This is a genomic window from Dethiosulfovibrio faecalis, from assembly GCF_021568795.1.
Taxonomy (GTDB): Bacteria; Synergistota; Synergistia; order Synergistales; family Dethiosulfovibrionaceae; genus Dethiosulfovibrio; species Dethiosulfovibrio faecalis.
The window spans coordinates 105,883-121,443 of the sequence record NZ_JAKGUE010000002.1 but is presented as its reverse complement, the minus strand read 5'-3'; the positions used below and the strand labels follow the sequence as shown (position 1 = coordinate 121,443).

At 54.1% G+C, this 15,561-nt stretch carries 14 protein-coding genes; 2 read left to right on the top strand and 12 right to left on the bottom strand.

The genetic code is table 11. The features are described 5' to 3' along the window. Nucleotides 1–36 precede the first annotated feature (36 nt). Together rho and L2W58_RS02660 are read right to left on the bottom strand one after the other, a co-directional pair. Entirely contained in the window at nucleotides 37–1,425 is a 1,389-nt protein-coding gene (rho, locus tag L2W58_RS02665; protein WP_255700355.1) for a transcription termination factor Rho, read from the bottom strand. Continuing rightward, nucleotides 1,400–1,861, bottom strand: coding sequence for a hypothetical protein (locus tag L2W58_RS02660; protein WP_236101469.1), 462 nt, complete (start codon nucleotides 1,859–1,861; stop codon nucleotides 1,400–1,402). The genes rho and L2W58_RS02660 overlap by 26 nt, the downstream gene beginning before the upstream one ends. A 188-nt stretch (nucleotides 1,862–2,049) precedes the next feature. On the opposite strand from L2W58_RS02660, the gene L2W58_RS02655 reads away from it, so the two are divergent. Further along, nucleotides 2,050–2,541, top strand: a complete 492-nt coding sequence (locus L2W58_RS02655; RefSeq protein WP_236101468.1) for an ECF transporter S component — start codon at nucleotides 2,050–2,052, stop codon at nucleotides 2,539–2,541. Here L2W58_RS02655 and L2W58_RS02650 read toward each other — a convergent pair. The 4 genes from L2W58_RS02650 to L2W58_RS02635 all read right to left on the bottom strand — a co-directional run bounded on the left by L2W58_RS02650 (nucleotide 2,517) and on the right by L2W58_RS02635 (nucleotide 6,741). Beyond that, on the bottom strand, nucleotides 2,517–3,371 hold the full coding sequence (locus tag L2W58_RS02650) for a glutamate cyclase domain-containing protein (protein ID WP_236101467.1): 855 nt from the start codon (nucleotides 3,369–3,371) through the stop codon (nucleotides 2,517–2,519). The two genes, L2W58_RS02655 and L2W58_RS02650, sit on opposite strands and share 25 nt — an antisense overlap. Next, nucleotides 3,368–4,327 (bottom strand): 6-phosphofructokinase, encoded by a 960-nt coding sequence (gene pfkA, locus L2W58_RS02645; protein WP_236101466.1) that lies wholly within the window; start codon nucleotides 4,325–4,327, stop codon nucleotides 3,368–3,370. The genes L2W58_RS02650 and pfkA overlap by 4 nt, the downstream gene beginning before the upstream one ends. Nucleotides 4,328–4,440: 113 nt before the next feature. Beyond that, nucleotides 4,441–5,199, bottom strand: coding sequence for a hypothetical protein (locus L2W58_RS02640; protein ID WP_236101465.1), 759 nt, complete (start codon nucleotides 5,197–5,199; stop codon nucleotides 4,441–4,443). Nucleotides 5,200–5,304: 105 nt separating this feature from the next. Further along, nucleotides 5,305–6,741, bottom strand: coding sequence for an S-layer homology domain-containing protein (locus L2W58_RS02635; protein WP_236101464.1), 1,437 nt, complete (start codon nucleotides 6,739–6,741; stop codon nucleotides 5,305–5,307). Nucleotides 6,742–7,117: 376 nt separating this feature from the next. Between L2W58_RS02635 and L2W58_RS02630 the strand changes: the two genes are divergently transcribed. Next, entirely contained in the window at nucleotides 7,118–8,218 is a 1,101-nt protein-coding gene (locus L2W58_RS02630) for a glycosyltransferase (protein WP_236101463.1), read from the top strand. Nucleotides 8,219–8,257: 39 nt separating this feature from the next. Here L2W58_RS02630 and L2W58_RS02625 read toward each other — a convergent pair whose 3' ends face one another. Genes L2W58_RS02625 through rfbG form a run of 6 tightly spaced genes read right to left on the bottom strand, consistent with a single transcriptional unit; the run spans nucleotide 8,258 to nucleotide 15,560 of the window. After that, nucleotides 8,258–9,589, bottom strand: coding sequence for a UDP-glucose dehydrogenase family protein (locus L2W58_RS02625; protein ID WP_236101462.1), 1,332 nt, complete (start codon nucleotides 9,587–9,589; stop codon nucleotides 8,258–8,260). A 31-nt stretch (nucleotides 9,590–9,620) separates the two neighbouring features. After that, nucleotides 9,621–10,430 carry a glycosyltransferase family 2 protein gene (locus tag L2W58_RS02620; RefSeq protein ID WP_236101461.1) on the bottom strand — a complete coding sequence of 270 codons (810 nt, stop codon included), beginning with the start codon at nucleotides 10,428–10,430 and terminating at the stop codon, nucleotides 9,621–9,623. After that, the gene (locus tag L2W58_RS02615; protein ID WP_236101460.1) at nucleotides 10,427–12,127 is read right to left on the bottom strand and encodes a thiamine pyrophosphate-binding protein; all 1,701 of its coding nucleotides are present in this window, start codon (nucleotides 12,125–12,127) and stop codon (nucleotides 10,427–10,429) included. Before L2W58_RS02615 ends, L2W58_RS02620 begins: the two co-directional genes overlap by 4 nt. Beyond that, nucleotides 12,124–13,149 (bottom strand): NAD-dependent epimerase/dehydratase family protein, encoded by a 1,026-nt coding sequence (locus L2W58_RS02610; RefSeq protein ID WP_236101459.1) that lies wholly within the window; start codon nucleotides 13,147–13,149, stop codon nucleotides 12,124–12,126. Before L2W58_RS02610 ends, L2W58_RS02615 begins: the two co-directional genes overlap by 4 nt. Then, nucleotides 13,127–14,461, bottom strand: coding sequence for a lipopolysaccharide biosynthesis protein RfbH (rfbH, locus tag L2W58_RS02605; protein WP_236101458.1), 1,335 nt, complete (start codon nucleotides 14,459–14,461; stop codon nucleotides 13,127–13,129). The genes L2W58_RS02610 and rfbH overlap by 23 nt, the downstream gene beginning before the upstream one ends. 4 nt (nucleotides 14,462–14,465) lie before the next feature. After that, complete coding sequence (gene rfbG, locus L2W58_RS02600) at nucleotides 14,466–15,560, bottom strand: CDP-glucose 4,6-dehydratase (protein ID WP_236101457.1); 1,095 nt, start codon at nucleotides 15,558–15,560, stop codon at nucleotides 14,466–14,468. Nucleotide 15,561 lies beyond the last annotated feature (1 nt).

The window sequence follows — 15,561 nt, the reverse complement described above, 5'->3', positions numbered from 1 at the left end:
AGCGAAAAAGGCAACCCTCCCGAGACTCAGTAAAAATCAGGACTTTTTGATTCCCTGCAGGAATTCCTCGTTGTCGGAAGTCTTTCTCAGACGATCTATTATAAGGTTCAAAGCTCCGGCCTCGTCCACATTTGCCAGCTTTCGTCTGAGCCCCCACATCCTCTGAAGATCGTCCTCGGAAAGCAGGAGGTCCTCCCTCCTCGTTCCGGAACGTCCAATATCCACGGCGGGGAAAATGCGCTGCTCCGCCAGCTTTCTCGAAAGATGTATCTCCATGTTGCCAGTTCCCTTGAACTCCTCGTAGATGACGTCGTCCATGCGACTGCCCGTATCCACCAAAGCGGTTCCTATTATGGTCAGGCTCCCCCCCTCCTCTATGTTCCTGGCAGCTCCGAAGAACCTCTTGGGAAAATAGAGTGCAGCGGGGTCCATTCCTCCAGAAAGGGTACGTCCAGAAGGAGGGACGGTCAGGTTGGAAGCCCTGGCCAACCTGGTTATGGAGTCCAAAAGCAACACCACGTCCTTGCCAGCCTCCACCAGCCTCTTGGCCTTCTCCAACGCCAGATTCGCCACCCTCATGTGCTCCTCGGCAGGACGGTCGAAAGTAGAGGCTATTATCTCGCCGTCCACGGAACGAGCGATATCGGTTACCTCTTCCGGACGCTCGTCTATGAGCAAAACCATAAGGATTATCTCGGGGTGATTGATAGTAACGGCGTTGGCCAGATCCTTCAGTATGGTGGTCTTTCCCGCCTTGGGAGGGGAAACCACCAGAGAACGCTGTCCCTTTCCTATAGGAGAAAAGAGGTCCACCAGCCGAGTGGCCAATTTTCTGGGATGGGTCTCCAGATTCAGTTTTTCGTCGGGGAAAATAGGGGTTAACTGTCCGAAATGGGGGCGATGCTTGGCTGCCTCAGGATCGGTAAAGTTCACGACCTCGACCCTGAGCAGGGCCTCGTAGTGTTCCTGATCTCTGGGTTTTCTTACCATACCCCAGATGACGTCTCCGTTTCTCAGTCCAAACCTTCTTATCTGGGACGCCGAAACGTATATATCGTTGTCGCTGGGAAGTAGTCCCTTAGGACGAAGGAAACCGTAACCGTCGGTCATAACCTCCAGTGTGCCACCGCCGAAACGGGTGTTCATCTGTCTAGCCTGGGATTCGAGAATAGCCAGTATGAGATCATCCTTGCGAAGGGAGGAAAAACCGGACAGATCTGCCTCCTTGGCTATTTTTCGAAGATCAGGCAGGGTCATGGCGACCAGGTTGCCGTAGGTAAAACGGGGTCTAGGAGGGGTTTTCTTGTTGTTCCTGCCGTTATCGGCCCTATCGGAACTCACACCTTCACCCTCCATATTGACATTTTTGTTTTCTTGGGTCATTGCACGCTGATTCCTCTCATTCTGATTTTGCGGTGGTCCCATTTCCCTCCACAACGGCGAAGGGAATCCTCCTGATCGGACGATCGTTCAGATCCACCTGAATCTCATAAGCCCCCAGAGGCAGAGGAGCTCCGTCCTCTCTCAATAGGTAGAACATCCTGCTCTCGTCTCTTCCGTCTCCTAGAAGCTGAATCTCCTCGTGTATCAACTGTCCACGATAGTACCATCTAAGCCTAACGGAATCGTTATCTTCTCCCCCGGTAGAATCCATAAGCATACATAGCTGTCGAACCCCGAAGTAGAAACGATCTCCAACCCCATAGGGCACGGCGGAATCGTCCACGTCTACACATACGACGGCGCGCTCGATTCGGACGCTTCCGAGAGGTCCTCTATGAAAGGTAATCCACAGAAAAAAAAGGGCAAAGAACAATATGGAGGAAAACACGAAGAGGGCAAAGGATTTTTCGCTTTTCAACGATGACACACCATTCCGGGCCGGAGTGGTCCAATCTAGGCTTCAAAAACCTCAAAACTGGACCGAGCCACATGGGGAGCGACCCCCTATACTGAAGCTGAAAAACACCACAAAGAGATAGTACCAGATATGGAACGGTCAAGGCAAGCTAAAAGAGATATTTCCGGGAAAAGAAAGGAAGATCGAACATGACTGACGTCACAACCACCAGAAAAATCGTGCTCGGAGCCTTAACAGCTGCCATGGTGACGGGAGCCACCATGCTCAGTGCCCCGGTCCCAGGTTTCAGGCTATATTTCAATTTGGGCGAGGGGATAATCTACACCGTGGCGATACTGCTGGGCCCGAGATACGGAGCCGTCTGCGGAGGCCTGGGGGCCGCCCTGGCGGACCTTATACTGGGATACCCTCTATGGGCCCCTTTGACCCTGACTATAAAGGGCCTGGAAGGATATGTGGTAGGCCGTCTGGCCCCTTCGGGAAAGATAAGAGCCATAGCCGCCGGAGCGACGGTCATGGCGGCGGGATACTCCATATCCGCCGGGTTGCTTTACGGCTGGGCCGCCGCTCCGATAGAGCTCATGACCGACATGGTCCAGACCGGAATAGGAGCTGCGATAGCCCTACCTCTCTCGGCAACTCTGAAACGTAGACTTCAGGGAACCGGGCTGCACAACTGAGACTCCACAACATCCCTGATACCGGCCGCTACGGAACGTTGAATCTCCAGAGGAAAGCCGTCCACCGAGGGCTCCCCTTTGAGAGTGACTCCGTCCACCGCACCAGCAGCCACCTCGGCTTTTATCATGGAGACCACCTCGTCGGGGTTCACTCCACACCATTCACCGCAACTCAAAGACAGGGCCCCGGCGAGGGCATATCCTCCCCAATCCGAGACATCCACCGGCAACGGGGCGTCAGAGTCCACCACAGAGAGAAATCTGCCGTAAGACGGCGTAAGTTTCCCCAGTTCTCGTCTGAGGTTCCCCATCCCGGCCTCGTTGCCGCCGTCTCCGACACCGATAACGACAACTCCCTCGGGCTTCGTTAAAACGGCGTCATCCAAGGGGACCGCCGTGGACGACACGTCCTGCCCTCTCATGTTGTAATACCCTCCGTCCGCCGCCCTTCCAAGCCGCTCCAGATAGACGAGAAGATCCGGTTTCCAGCTCAATATATCGGATCCGTTTGAGGCCGTTCGAGGGGCTACGCCGTCGATGGCTCTCGACGCCGATGCCACCACGGAAAGACACCTCTCATCGGTCCACAAAGACGACTCTCGCCCGGAAAGATCGACGGCCCTGGCCAAAGCGGCGGAACCTCCGGGACCGTCCGTCTCGGGAACTCCGGCAGAGGGAATGAAAAATCCAGTCACCACTGCGACCCTGCGGGCCTTGGTCAAAATCTTTAGCACCGAGGACATGAGAGAGGGAGAACAGAGCCTGGCAGGGCCTCTCCCCGAACGATTCGACGCCACCAAACCGACCAGAGATTCGAATATGCCCATCATATGCTGAGCCTGTCCACCAATTCTATCAATTCCGGATTGAGAGGTTTTCTGCCCTCCCAGGAACGGCTGAGAGGGGCGGCCACCATCTCGTGACACACGGTACCTACCATAATGCCACTTTCCCCTTCCATCAGCCTATCGACAGCGAAGGCTCCCATTCGAGACGCCAGGATGGTGTCGAAGGAGGTGGGCGAACCGCCCCGCTGGATATAACCCAAAACTGTAACCCTGGCGTCGTAGCCTCCGGTATCCTTCAGCCTGTCCTTAAGCTCCACGGCGGACATGGCCCCCTCGGCCACCACTATCAGCGAATGCTGCTTGCCCGCCTTTCTGGACTGATGAAGCCTATCGCAGAGGAACCCCACGTCGAACCTTCTCTCCGGAACCACCACGAACTCGGCTCCGCTCGCTACAGCCACGTTGAGGGCCAAAAAGCCGGCCTCTCTCCCCATGACCTCAACTATAAATAGCCTATCGTGGCTGGACGCCGTGTCTCTCAGCTTTTTGACCGCCTCCAAGGCGGTGTTCAGGGCCGTATCGTAGCCTATGGTCTCGTCGGTACCGGCAACATCGTTGTCTATGGTCCCGGGAACGCCAACCACCGGCACCCCCAGCTTATGGAGCTCATAGGCTCCCTTGAAAGACCCGTCACCGCCTATCACCACCAGTCCGTCTATGGAATGCCTCTCGAGAGACGCCACCGCATCGGCCAGCCCCTCGTCGGTCCGAAACCTCTCGCTCCTGGCGGTACGCAGGATGGTTCCCCCTCTGTGGATGATGCCCCCCACGTCTCGAGGCTCCAGGCGTTGAAAGGCCCCATCCATAAGCCCCTCGTAGCCCTGAAACACGCCGTAGACCTCGGCTTTGTTGTATATGGCGGACCTGGTCACGGCCCTTATTGCCGCGTTCATGCCAGGAGCATCGCCCCCGCTGGTGAGCACTGCGATACGTTTCATCGGTCACCCTCCCGGAATAAAAACTTTGCCCCCATTTTATCATGGTAGGATAAAAAAGCTCCCGGTCCTTTTGGACCGGGAGCTTTGAACTCGACCTGAAAAAACGGAATCGTTTATTTACTCTGGAGCTCGTCTATGCGGGATTGAATTCTAACCAGTTCGGCGTCGAGCTCGTCCAGCTGCTTCTGGATCTCATCCCTCTGTCCCTTGAGGTTGCCCAGGCGTATTATCAAACGATCCAGCTCCAGTCTCTCGGCGGCCTTGCCCGTGAAGAACTGATCGGGGTTGTCCCTGTGAACGTCCCAGAGAAAGTCGATGGAGGAACGCCCCATGGACATAGGACTTACACCCGAATCGATCGAAAACTTGACGGTCTTAGCCTTGGTAAGAAGCGATTGGCCGGTCTCCTCGTTATAGCGGGGAAAGTAGACGAAACCATCCCTCTTGCCGGTAAGTTTGAAGTTGAAGCGCTTATCGTAGTCCACCGGAGAATAGGCCTTCCCGTTTATCCACAATTCCACCTGATCACCGAAGGGGGCCATACGAAGTGCGGAACCGTAGTTGTTGATCTCTATGAAGATCGGTATGTTGCGCTCCAGCTGGAGGGTCTTGAGGAGTTGGTACTTGTAGTTCTCCTCCTCGTCCTTGGTCCAAAGGTTGGCCTTGGCCTCCTTTTGAACCAGCGCCTGGATATATTCGGCCGAATAATAGGTGGCGGTGAACTCTACGAAACCCACGTTATCCTCGTCCATTATCTTCACCGTCTTCCTCCACCGGGATAAGATAGAATCGGTGGAGGCAGAAGCGGATAGAGCCACGGACATCAGGCACAACAGTGAAACCGTAAAAACGAATTTTCTCTTTATAGACATCGATTTAGAACCTCCCTTTCTGCACCTCGGAGGCCATTATACCAAATGGCAAAAGAAAAAGGGACGAGGCCGAGGCCTCGTCCCTTTAAGTTACAGATAGTCCGATTAGAACTTGACGTGGGTACGCAGACGAATAAGGTGATCGTCGGCTCCCGCAACGCCCTGACGATCCTGAATGTCGTCGTAAGCGAGCTCGAAAGCAAGAGCGGGAGTGTAGTAGTACTTGACACCGAAGGTCATGTTCTTGGTATCCTCGACACCTACGTTTCCGCTGGCGGCACCGTAACGCTCGAAAGTGGTCCACTTATCGTTCCACTTCTGCTCGGCCTTAACGAAGATAAGAGAATCGTAGTTAAGTCCAAGAGTACGACCGAAGGGTCCACCACCGTAGTTGTTCCAGGGATCGTCGGTGATAGCAAGGAAGTTGTCGTCGAAATCGTTGTACTCGATCCACAGAGAGGTGAACTTAAGGGCCTCCTGCTTGACGTCAAGGATAGCTCTGAGGTTCTTACCCTCGCCCATAGCACCGTTGAAAGCGTCAAGATCCTGATCGATGTACATAGCCTTGAAGGCGATGTTGGAGTTGAAGTTGACACCGGCGGCAGCCCAAAGGTTCTGGAGGTCGGCGTTGTTGGCGGCGACTCCGTTGATGAAATCGGGACTGAACCAGATTCCGTTCAAGGAGAGCCAGAAGGTCTCGTTGAAGTTGAACTTGGCACGAGCACCGTACTCATAACCGTCGACATCGATAACAGCCTGGTTGAGAGCGTTGACATCAAGGCCAAGATCGCCGTGAGATGCATAAGCGGCAACCTCACCCATTCCGAAGCTCTTCTGGAAGTAGAAACCGTTCAAAGTACGGTCGGTGAAGAAAGCATCGTTATCGGTGTAGAGACCATCGTCGCCTTCCCAGTCGATGAGCCAGCGGCCTACCATCATGTTAACGTCCCAGGGAAGCTTGACGTCTACCCAGTAACGGTCCCAGTTGACGTCGGTGCCGTCGTTAACGCCGAGACGGGCGGTGAAGGTGACCTTGTCGTCAACGGTCTTTCTCATCCAGATACGGTAACGGCTTACGGAGAAGTCGGTGTCGTCGGTTCCGCCAAGATAGGCGCCCTGTCCGTCGGTGAACTTAGCGTCGAAGCGGAACTCGCCCCAGAACTTCCATCCGCCGATGTTCTCCTCGAGAACGGCCACACGGCTGTCGATCTTGTCGACCTTTACGCCGAGAGCATCAAGCTCGTCCTTGAACTCGACGACGAGTCTCTTCAGCATCTCGACATCCTGCTTGCTGGCCTTCTCCATGTCGATAACGGCCAGAGCACGAGCGGTCACGGAAGCCATCTCGTAACGGGTGATAGGCTGGTTGCCCTTGAAGGTGCCGTCGGGATAACCGGAGATGATTCCCCTGGCGGCAAGCTGTCCCACTGCATCGTAGGCCCAGTGGTTCATAGGAACGTCCATGAAAGGATTGGCGGCGAAGGCGGGAGCGGCGAAAGCCACAAGAGCCACGACTGCCAGAAGTGCACAAAGTTTCTTCATGTTTAGTAACCCCCTTGGTTAGGTGTTTTATATCCGCTCGGAACCTAGGGGATCTAAAGGGCTTTCGTCCGGGAAGTTTCCTCGTTTCCTTCTCCGACTACGGCACTTCGTCCCTGTTCGGAACCGATGCGTTTTCTCAAGTCGCTCCTTCCTTGTTGGCTGGGGGTCGTGCACCTCCTTTCCTGCCATCGGGATATCGTCGCGACTATCGAAACTGTTTGATCCAAAGGTCAAGTTGTCAAAGTCCTTCGGTGGGGCGAAAAGCCCTCAAAACGTATTATAGCATCACTTTCCGAAGACGCAAGGGTATTAAACCGTCTTTTGATGTACAATGACAGCGAAAAACTCACAGATCGAGGAAAGAGAGGCCACTACCATGGGCTATAAGATACTCTTCTGCTCCGACTCACTGATAATAGACGGAGTTACATCGTACATCCTTCATGTCGGAACGGCTCTCAGCAGAGCGGGGCATCAGGTGGCGGTGCTGGGTCGATGGGCCGGCAAGGGTTTTCAGAGCCGATACAGAGAAGAAGGGATCAAGGTTATACAATGTCCATCCCTTACGGTAGGCAACCGTTGGTTCGATAAGAAGGGCAGGGAATTCGATCCGGACGTCATAATGACCGATTCCAGACGATCCTTCCCTCTGGCAACCAGACTTAAGAGGATACTGGACAAACCGGTGGTAACCTACTTTCTCGATCACCTGGAAAAAACGGATAAACCCGGAAGGGACGTCTCCTCGCTAGTAAAATGGAGCGACGCATGGGCCGGCGCGGAGGACCCCATACTTCAAACCCTCCCTCGGCACTCGTCGGGAACCCCCATAATGAAGCTTCCGAGGCCTCTCGACACGGCGGTCAGGGCGACTCCGCTTCCCCCTAAAGACCCATTCGTCATAACCTGTTTCGGTCGCCTCAGCGGTTACAAGACCCCCGGCATGGTGTACCTTATGGAACACATGGAAGAACTAAAAAAGGCGATCCCCTCCGCCTCCATAACAGTCGTAGGAGGCGGCGGTTGGCGATTGCTGAAGTTTCGAAATATGGCGGCGGCCATAAACCGTAAAATGGGAGAGCAATGCGTAAACGTGATCGGAACAAAGCCGGACCCCAGACCTTGGATAGATCGCTCGAACGCGGTGTGCGCCGCATCGACGTCGGCAATAGAGTCGATTTTATCTCAAAAACCAACAGTCTGTTTCGCCAGCTACTGGATGGGACACGCCACGCCTGAGAACCTGGACCAGGTGGTGGGATCCTACTTCGGAGAGAGAGGCGGCATCGGACATTTCAAGAAGGATCCATCTCTGTTAAAACACATAATCCCCACGTTGGCGGAGATATACAGAGTCTACGGCACGAAGGAGTCGGTCGAGGACCTGGTCACCATCAGAGAAAGACTAAGCCCCAAGTTCTCCTCAAGGGAAACGGTGGACTGTTTCGAGGAGATAATGAAGCTTTTCAAGGCATGAAATCATAGAGGCCGACCCCGAACGGAATCGGCCTCTAGTTTATCTTACATACCTGCCTATCCCGTAATAAACGAACCCCAGCTCCGCCATCCGGTCCGGCCTATATTGATTTCTTCCGTCGAAAAGGACGTGCCCTCTCATCAGATCTTTCATCATGTCGAACTCGGGACGGCGAAATGGGAGCCATTCGGTAAGCAGAATCAAGGCATCGGTGTTCTCCAGAGCTTGATAGTTATCGTCGCAGTAGACTATGCCCTCCGTATTCGGCAACGCCGCCTTGGCGTTTTCCTGTGCCACCGGGTCGTAGGCCCTAACACCCGCCCCTTTTTCAAGCAGCCATGGAATTATGTCCAGTGCAGGGGCCTCCCTTATATCGTCCGTGTTGGGCTTGAAGCTGAGCCCCCAGATAGCGAAGATCTTGCCCGATATGTCCGCTCCGTAGTGGCTCAGTATCTTATCGAAGAACCACTTTCTCTGGCTCTTGTTTATCTCCTCCACCGATTCCAGAAGTGTCATCGGAACTCCATGGCTTCTGCCGGAGTGAATGAGGGCTTTCACGTCTTTAGGAAAGCAGGATCCACCGTATCCCACTCCGGGATACAGAAAGGCCGATCCTATCCGACCGTCGCTTCCCATTCCGTGGCGAACCTGGTCTATGTCCGCTCCGATTTTCTCGCAAAAACGGGCGAGCTGGTTCATGAAGCTGATCCTGGTGGCCAGCATAGAGTTGGACGCGTATTTTGTGAGCTCCGCCGATGGAATGGACATGAATATTATCCGGTCTTCCCTGAAACTGAAGGCGGAGAAAAGCTCCCCCAGCAGATCAGCGGTCTTCTGATTGTCCGTCCCTATAACCACCCTGTCGGGGCTCATGAAGTCGTCTATGGCCGAGCCTTCCTTGAGGAACTCGGGACAAAACGCCACGTCGAAGTCGAGGTCGTCTCGTCCCCTTATACCGAGCTCTTCCGAAACGCACAGCCTCGCCTTTTCCGTAGTCCCCACCGGAACGGTGGATTTCACCACCACGATTTTGTAGTCGTCCATGGCGGATCCTATCTGTCTGGCCGCGTCTAGAACGTACCGAAGATCTGCGGAACCATCCTCTCCCGGAGGCGTACCCACGGCGATGAACACGAAAGGGCTGTCGTCCAGAGCTTCCTTCAGGTCGGTGGTAAATCTCAGCCTCCCCTGTTTCACGTTGCGGGAAACCACGTCCTCCAGGCCCGGTTCGTATATGGGGATCTCCCCGTTTTTAAGTCGTTCTATTTTGGATCCGTCAACGTCGACGCACCAGACGCTGTGTCCCACCTCGGCAAGGCAGGTTCCCGTCACGAGTCCGACGTAGCCTGTTCCTATCATACAGATGTGCACTGAAATATCCCTCCCAAACCGCAAAACCAATTCAACAAAACAACTTTCGCTTTATCTTTTTCCAATATCTGGATAGTCTGCGCCTAACTAGATATACTTTTATCCTCCAGGATAATCTTGGGAAATCTTTCGATAAAGACAGATAATACTTTTCCAGAAGTCGCCAATCGTCTTCCTTGAAAACGGTGGAGTCCTGACCGCCATGGACCCTATACTCAAAAAGACGCTTATTTAGGTATGCCAAACCGCCCTTTCGGGCCAATTCCGTGAGAAACACAACATCCATCAACTGGCCGAATCGACTGGGAACCTCTACACCCGCAAGAAACTCCCCTCTGTATATGACGGAGGGGAAGGCCATGAAAGTTTTCATATAGAGGTTGACCATATCTACCACGGAGGAAAAAAACTCCACGCTCTTTCGCCTTTTAGGATTATGGAGATTGCCTATCCTGATTCCGTCGGAATCGATCTCGTACCCGTTACAGGCCAATGCTACCAATTCGGGATGATTCAACATAAACCCCACCCCTTCTTTCAAAAAAGAGGGAAGAAGGACATCATCGTCGTGCATTATATAAAGATAGTCCATGGAATCTCCTCTTGTCAGAGCCTTTTGGAAGTTCCAATGGACACCTTTGTTTACGGACTCACCTTTCCATAGGATCGATCCATCCTCGATCCACCCTCTAACAGACTCCCTTACGGATGGATCGCTCCCGTTGTCCATGATCTCTATCCAGGAAGGACGAAGAGACTGGTTCAATACCGACTCGATCGCCTTTCGCAGATACTCAGGCCTGTTGTAGGATAAAATACACACTCCGATTTTAGAACTCATCTTTCAGGCTCCATTTCGTCCAATCCCTTTCCGAAAGCCATCTTCGGGGCGACCCCTACGCCTGGCAAGATTCTCACAGACAACAGAGAGGGCTTTTCGGGATCCCTCCACAGCCACGCCAGAGCATCCTCCACGAAAGCGGGATCTTCGACTCTCCTCGCCTCTATCCCATAGGCCTCCGCGACCCGGCAGAAGTCGGGAGCGTCGTATCCCCAGACCGTACCGGGATAGCGTCCACCCAGATAGGCTTCCTGAAACTGTCGCACCATCCCAAGCGACCCGTTGTCCATAACCACTATTTTCAGGGGAAGCTTGTTCCTGACTATGGTCTGTAGCTCCTGTATGTTGCATTGCATGCCCCCGTCTCCGACCACAACGACCACGGGCGTCTGCCCGAATCCGATGGAGGCACCCATGGCGGCAGGTAGAGCGTATCCCATCGCACCCATCCCACCGGAGCTGATGAAAGGTCTTCCGTCTGTGTCCAAGGACTGGGCGGCCCACATCTGATTGGCCCCTATATCGGTCACGAAGGCAGACGCATCGGGGCTTCTCAAGCCCAACATACGCATAAAACCGTTGGGGTTTATCCCTTCGATCCGCCCCAGCTCTTCCGTATCGTCCCAAAGTCGTCTTCTCTCGGATATCTCGCTTCGCCAATCGTCGAAAGAGGGGGCTGGCATTATCTTGTCCGCCATGAGAGGGACCAGGGAACGAAGATCGGCCACCAGGGATTCTGTGGCGGTTATTCGACCCTCTATCTCGGAAGGATCGATATCCACCTGAAAGACCTCTTTTTGCCTGGTAAAGCCCTCGGTGTCCACGCCGGTTTGGCGAATGTCCAAACGGCTGCCCAGGACGAGAAGCAGATCGCATCTAGCCAGGGCATAGTTGGCCCATCTGTTTCCGTAGGTTCCTATCATTCCCACCGAAAGCTCTCCGCAATCCTTTAGGGTTCCTTTCCCCATAAGGGAAAAGACCGATGGAACTTTCAGCTTTCGAACGAGAGACGAGACCTCCTCGGAGATACCGGAACGAACGACACCGCTCCCCACCAGTATGAGAGGACGGTTGGCCTTGCACAGGGAGTTTCTCACCCTATCTAGGAAACGGTCCGCTCCGCAGATCGACCCTTTATCGGGATCTTTCGTTAGCTCGGGGGCATCGTAAGGTTCGGTTATCTCCCCTCTTTGGACGTCCATAGGTATGTCTATGAGCACCGGTCCGGGGCGGCCCTCCATAGCGGTCTTAAAGGCCCAGTCCATTATCTTCGGGGTGTCCTCTGGATCGGTAACCTGGACCGCCCCTTTTGTTACGGCCTTAGCCATGGAGACGACGTCGGTTTCCTGAAAGCCGAGCTGTCTCATCGAAAACCCTGTGCTGAGCTCGTTTCTGTTCACCTGACCGGTAAGAAATACCGCCGGGATCGAATCGAAGTAGCAAGTCCCTATTCCAGTCAACAGATTGACCGCTCCTGGACCGCTGGTAGCCAGAGCGACGCCGGGAAGCCCTTTCACCTGGGCCCAGCCGCAGGCAGCTATGGCACCGGCCTGTTCGTGATGTACCGTCACTATACGGCTTCTTCCCTCTCGGTATATGGAGTCGAGCATATGGGTGGTCATGCCGCCTATCATCTCGAACACCGTATCCACTCCGATATCCGCCAGATATCGAGCTATCCAGTCGCTCGCCTTCATAGAACGTCCCCTCCGTTCCAGACTATCGTTCTTTCTATGGATTCCACCAAATCCACGGTAGGATTCAAACCGAGATCTTCCTCTATTCTGTCGGTCGCAGGGTAATAATCCCCTCTGCCGTCCTGTCCGTTCAGGATCTCGACCCTGGTTCCACTCATATCGGCAACCATGGCGGCGGTATCTCCTATGGAGATCGGATATGGAGAACCAACGTTGTAGGGTCTTCCGTCTTTTCCACGAACCAATAGGGTCAAGAGCCAAAGGGCCATATCGCTGCCGTCCAGATAGGATCTTAATGGAGTTCCTGTACCACGGACGACGACGGGATCTTTCTTTATACCGTCGGAAATGAAGTTTCCTAGGGCAAAACGACCGTTCAGAGGCAAAAAGAAACCGGAAAATGCAAAGCATCGGGCTATGGTAACCTCCATTCCCCATTTTCTACCGTACATGAGAGACAGGGTCTCGGCCCATCTCTTGGCGTTTCCGTAGATATCTCCACCGCAGGGATCGGGAGCGAGGCAACAGTTTTCCGCCACTCCGCCGGGATTTCCACTATCACCGTAGACGGCTCCTGAACTTATGAAGAGGAAGCGGCGACAGCCGTTCTTTCCCAGTTCATCGGCGACCGATCCGGTGGCGGAGACAAGGCTTTTCTCAACCATCGGCCAGGTCACCCCGGGAGATATCTCGCCAGCGGCATGGATAGCCATGTCGAAGCGAGGAAGCTCCAAAGGAGGCGCAGTAAGATCCGAGGGTATCAGCTCCAGAGAGGAGAGGTCGAAGAAAGCTCCGAGTCGGGCTCTTAAAACGTTCGGTTTTCTGGACAATATGGCGAGATCGAAGGCAGCACCACGGTCTTTCATCGCCATAAGCAGCGAGGTTATCCATGTGCCTACGAAGCCGGTTCCACCGGTCAAGAGAATCCGGCTGCCCTTCAGATCGTCCGCCAGGTCCATGGCGAGATCCGCCAGGGGGTCAAGCCATGAACGGAGGAGATCACCTCTCGCAGAGCTCTTCAATTGCCTCTGCCATTGCGTTCAATCTTCTCTCGTCCAATCCAGGATATACCCCGATCCAGAAACTGTCGGTCATTATCCTGTCGGTGGTAGCGAGAGGTCCTATCTGCCTGTATCCGATCCCCTGTTTCCTCATATCGTCGAAACAGGGATGTTTTATGAGGTTCCCCGCAAAGAGCATCCTGGTCTGGATCCCTCTGGATTCGAGATGTCTTACAGCTTCGTCTCTGGAAAAACCGGCTCCGTCTCGGACGGTCAAGAGAAAGCCAAACCAACTGGGATCGCTGTTCTCCGTGGCCTCGGGCAAGATAAGACGATCACTGTACCTGTCCATCCGTTTTCTGAGATAGGCCCAATTTTTCTTTCTGGCTTCAACGAAATCAGACAGTTTTTCTATCTGGATCCGCCCTATCGCAGCTTGCAGGTCCGTCGCTTTAAGGTTGTAACCCAGGTGGGAGTATACATATTTATGGTCGTATCCCTCGGGTAATTCTCCATAACGACCGGTAAATCTATGGCCGCAGGAGTTATCCACTCCAGAAGGACAGGTACAGTCTCTCCCCCAGTCCCTCATGGACCGAACTATACGATGAAGCAAGGGATCGTCTGTGTACACCGCTCCCCCTTCTCCCATGGTCATGTGGTGTGGAGGATAGAAACTGGAGGTGCCCAGGTGTCCTATGGTTCCGGTGTAGCGCCATTTTCCGTCCATGAGATATTTGGAGCCTAGAGCGTCGCAGTTGTCCTCCACCAGCCACAGATTGTGGGAATCGCAAAAGTCCTTGACCGAGGCCAGGTCAAAGGGGTTTCCCAGGGTATGGGCTATCATCACAGCCTTGGTCTTTTCGGACAAAGCATCTTCCAACATGTGGACGTCTACATCCGCCGTAGGCAACGAGACGTCCACAAATACCGGCACGGCGCCGTACTGGACGACAGGGGCAACTGTGGTGGGGAAACCGGCAGCCACGGTTATGACTTCGTCTCCTCTGGAGATCTTTCTGTCTCCCAGAAGAGGCGACGTCAAGGCCATGAAGGCAAGGAGGTTGGCGGAGGAACCCGAGTTGACCAAAGAGCAATGACGGATGTTCAGGAAGTCGGCGAATTCGCTCTCGAATCCCGAGGCTTCCGGTCCCGCCGTAAGCCAGAAGTCCAAGGAGGCATTTACCAAAGCGGTTACCTCCCGAGAGTCGTAGACTCTTCCTCCGTATGGAATTCTATCTCCGGTTCTATAAGACCGGGCGTCGTCTTCCATATCACAGTAACGACCGACCAGTTCCAAGATCTCTTTTCTTAGGGCTTCTTTTTCAGTCATAAGGCTAGCTCTCTCCATTGGAATATTTGTCTATCTGATCGACGGAGATCGTCGTCATCTCGTCGCTCGAGGCACCGTTACTCCAAGCCTTGGTCCATTCCACCGACGCAAGCAGCGCCTGTTCGAGGGACCATTCGGGAAGCCAGTCGAGTCTGAACCGGCTTTTGGAACAGTCCAGCCTAAGCATGGAGGCTTCGTGGAGTCTTTCCGGATCCTCCCCTATCTCGTATCCGGCCCGATCGCCCCATAGTTCGCAGAGTTTGCCGACCACTTTTTCGACCGTCTGTTCGTCTCTGTCCAGAGGACCGAAGTTCCAGCTCTCTCCGTATTCCGGTCCAGCCTGATAGAGCAGTTTTCCAAGACAAAGGTAGCCCGACAGAGGTTCCAGAACGTGCTGCCACGGACGAACCGCATAGGGACTTCGGATAATCACCGGCTCACCGGCAAGGATGGATCTAAAACAGTCGGGAACCAGCCTGTCCTTGGCCCAGTCGCCTCCGCCCAAGACGTTTCCGGCCCTAGCCGTTGCCAGGGCGACCCGGTGCCTGTCATAATCGTCAGGGTTGAAGTAGGAGCGACGATAGGCCGAGGCTACTATTTCGGAGCAGGCTTTGCTGCTCGAGTAGGGGTCGTATCCTCCCAGCGGTTCGTCTTCCCTGTATCCCCATATACGTTCGCCGTTTTCGTAGCATTTGTCGGTGGTTATTACCACTACGGCCCGTACCGATGGGGTTTTGCGAACCGCTTCCAGGACCTTGGCAGTTCCCATTACGTTTACATCGTAGGTCTCTATAGGGTTTTTGTAGGATTCCCTGACAAGCGGTTGAGCAGCCATATGGAAGACTATTTCGGGACTAGTCCTTTTCATCTCGGCTATCATGAGATCTAGGTTCCTTACGTCTCCTATGGTGGAGTCGATCATGTCGTCCAACTTCAAGGCATCGAAAAAGGAGGGCGACGTAGGAGGATCCAGAGCATAGCCGTGAACCCGAGCTCCCAGAGAAGACAGCCAGAGCGATAACCATCCTCCTTTAAACCCGGTGTGCCCCGTCACGAACACAGATCGTCCGTTCCAGAAGGATTTATCTATTTTATTCAAG

What these genes read in the sequence shown, in the direction of transcription:
- L2W58_RS02615 (WP_236101460.1), bottom strand. Translation starts at nt 12,127, where the DNA reads ATGAAGGCGAGCGACTGGATAGCTCGATATCTGGCGGATATCGGAGTG.
- pfkA (WP_236101466.1), bottom strand. Translation starts at nt 4,327, where the DNA reads ATGAAACGTATCGCAGTGCTCACCAGCGGGGGCGATGCTCCTGGCATG.
- L2W58_RS02630 (WP_236101463.1), top strand. Translation starts at nt 7,118, where the DNA reads ATGGGCTATAAGATACTCTTCTGCTCCGACTCACTGATAATAGACGGA.
- rfbH (WP_236101458.1), bottom strand. Translation starts at nt 14,461, where the DNA reads ATGACTGAAAAAGAAGCCCTAAGAAAAGAGATCTTGGAACTGGTCGGT.
- L2W58_RS02650 (WP_236101467.1), bottom strand. Translation starts at nt 3,371, where the DNA reads ATGATGGGCATATTCGAATCTCTGGTCGGTTTGGTGGCGTCGAATCGT.
- L2W58_RS02640 (WP_236101465.1), bottom strand. Translation starts at nt 5,199, where the DNA reads ATGTCTATAAAGAGAAAATTCGTTTTTACGGTTTCACTGTTGTGCCTG.
- L2W58_RS02655 (WP_236101468.1), top strand. Translation starts at nt 2,050, where the DNA reads ATGACTGACGTCACAACCACCAGAAAAATCGTGCTCGGAGCCTTAACA.
- L2W58_RS02620 (WP_236101461.1), bottom strand. Translation starts at nt 10,430, where the DNA reads ATGAGTTCTAAAATCGGAGTGTGTATTTTATCCTACAACAGGCCTGAG.
- L2W58_RS02635 (WP_236101464.1), bottom strand. Translation starts at nt 6,741, where the DNA reads ATGAAGAAACTTTGTGCACTTCTGGCAGTCGTGGCTCTTGTGGCTTTC.
- rho (WP_255700355.1), bottom strand. Translation starts at nt 1,425, where the DNA reads ATGGGACCACCGCAAAATCAGAATGAGAGGAATCAGCGTGCAATGACC.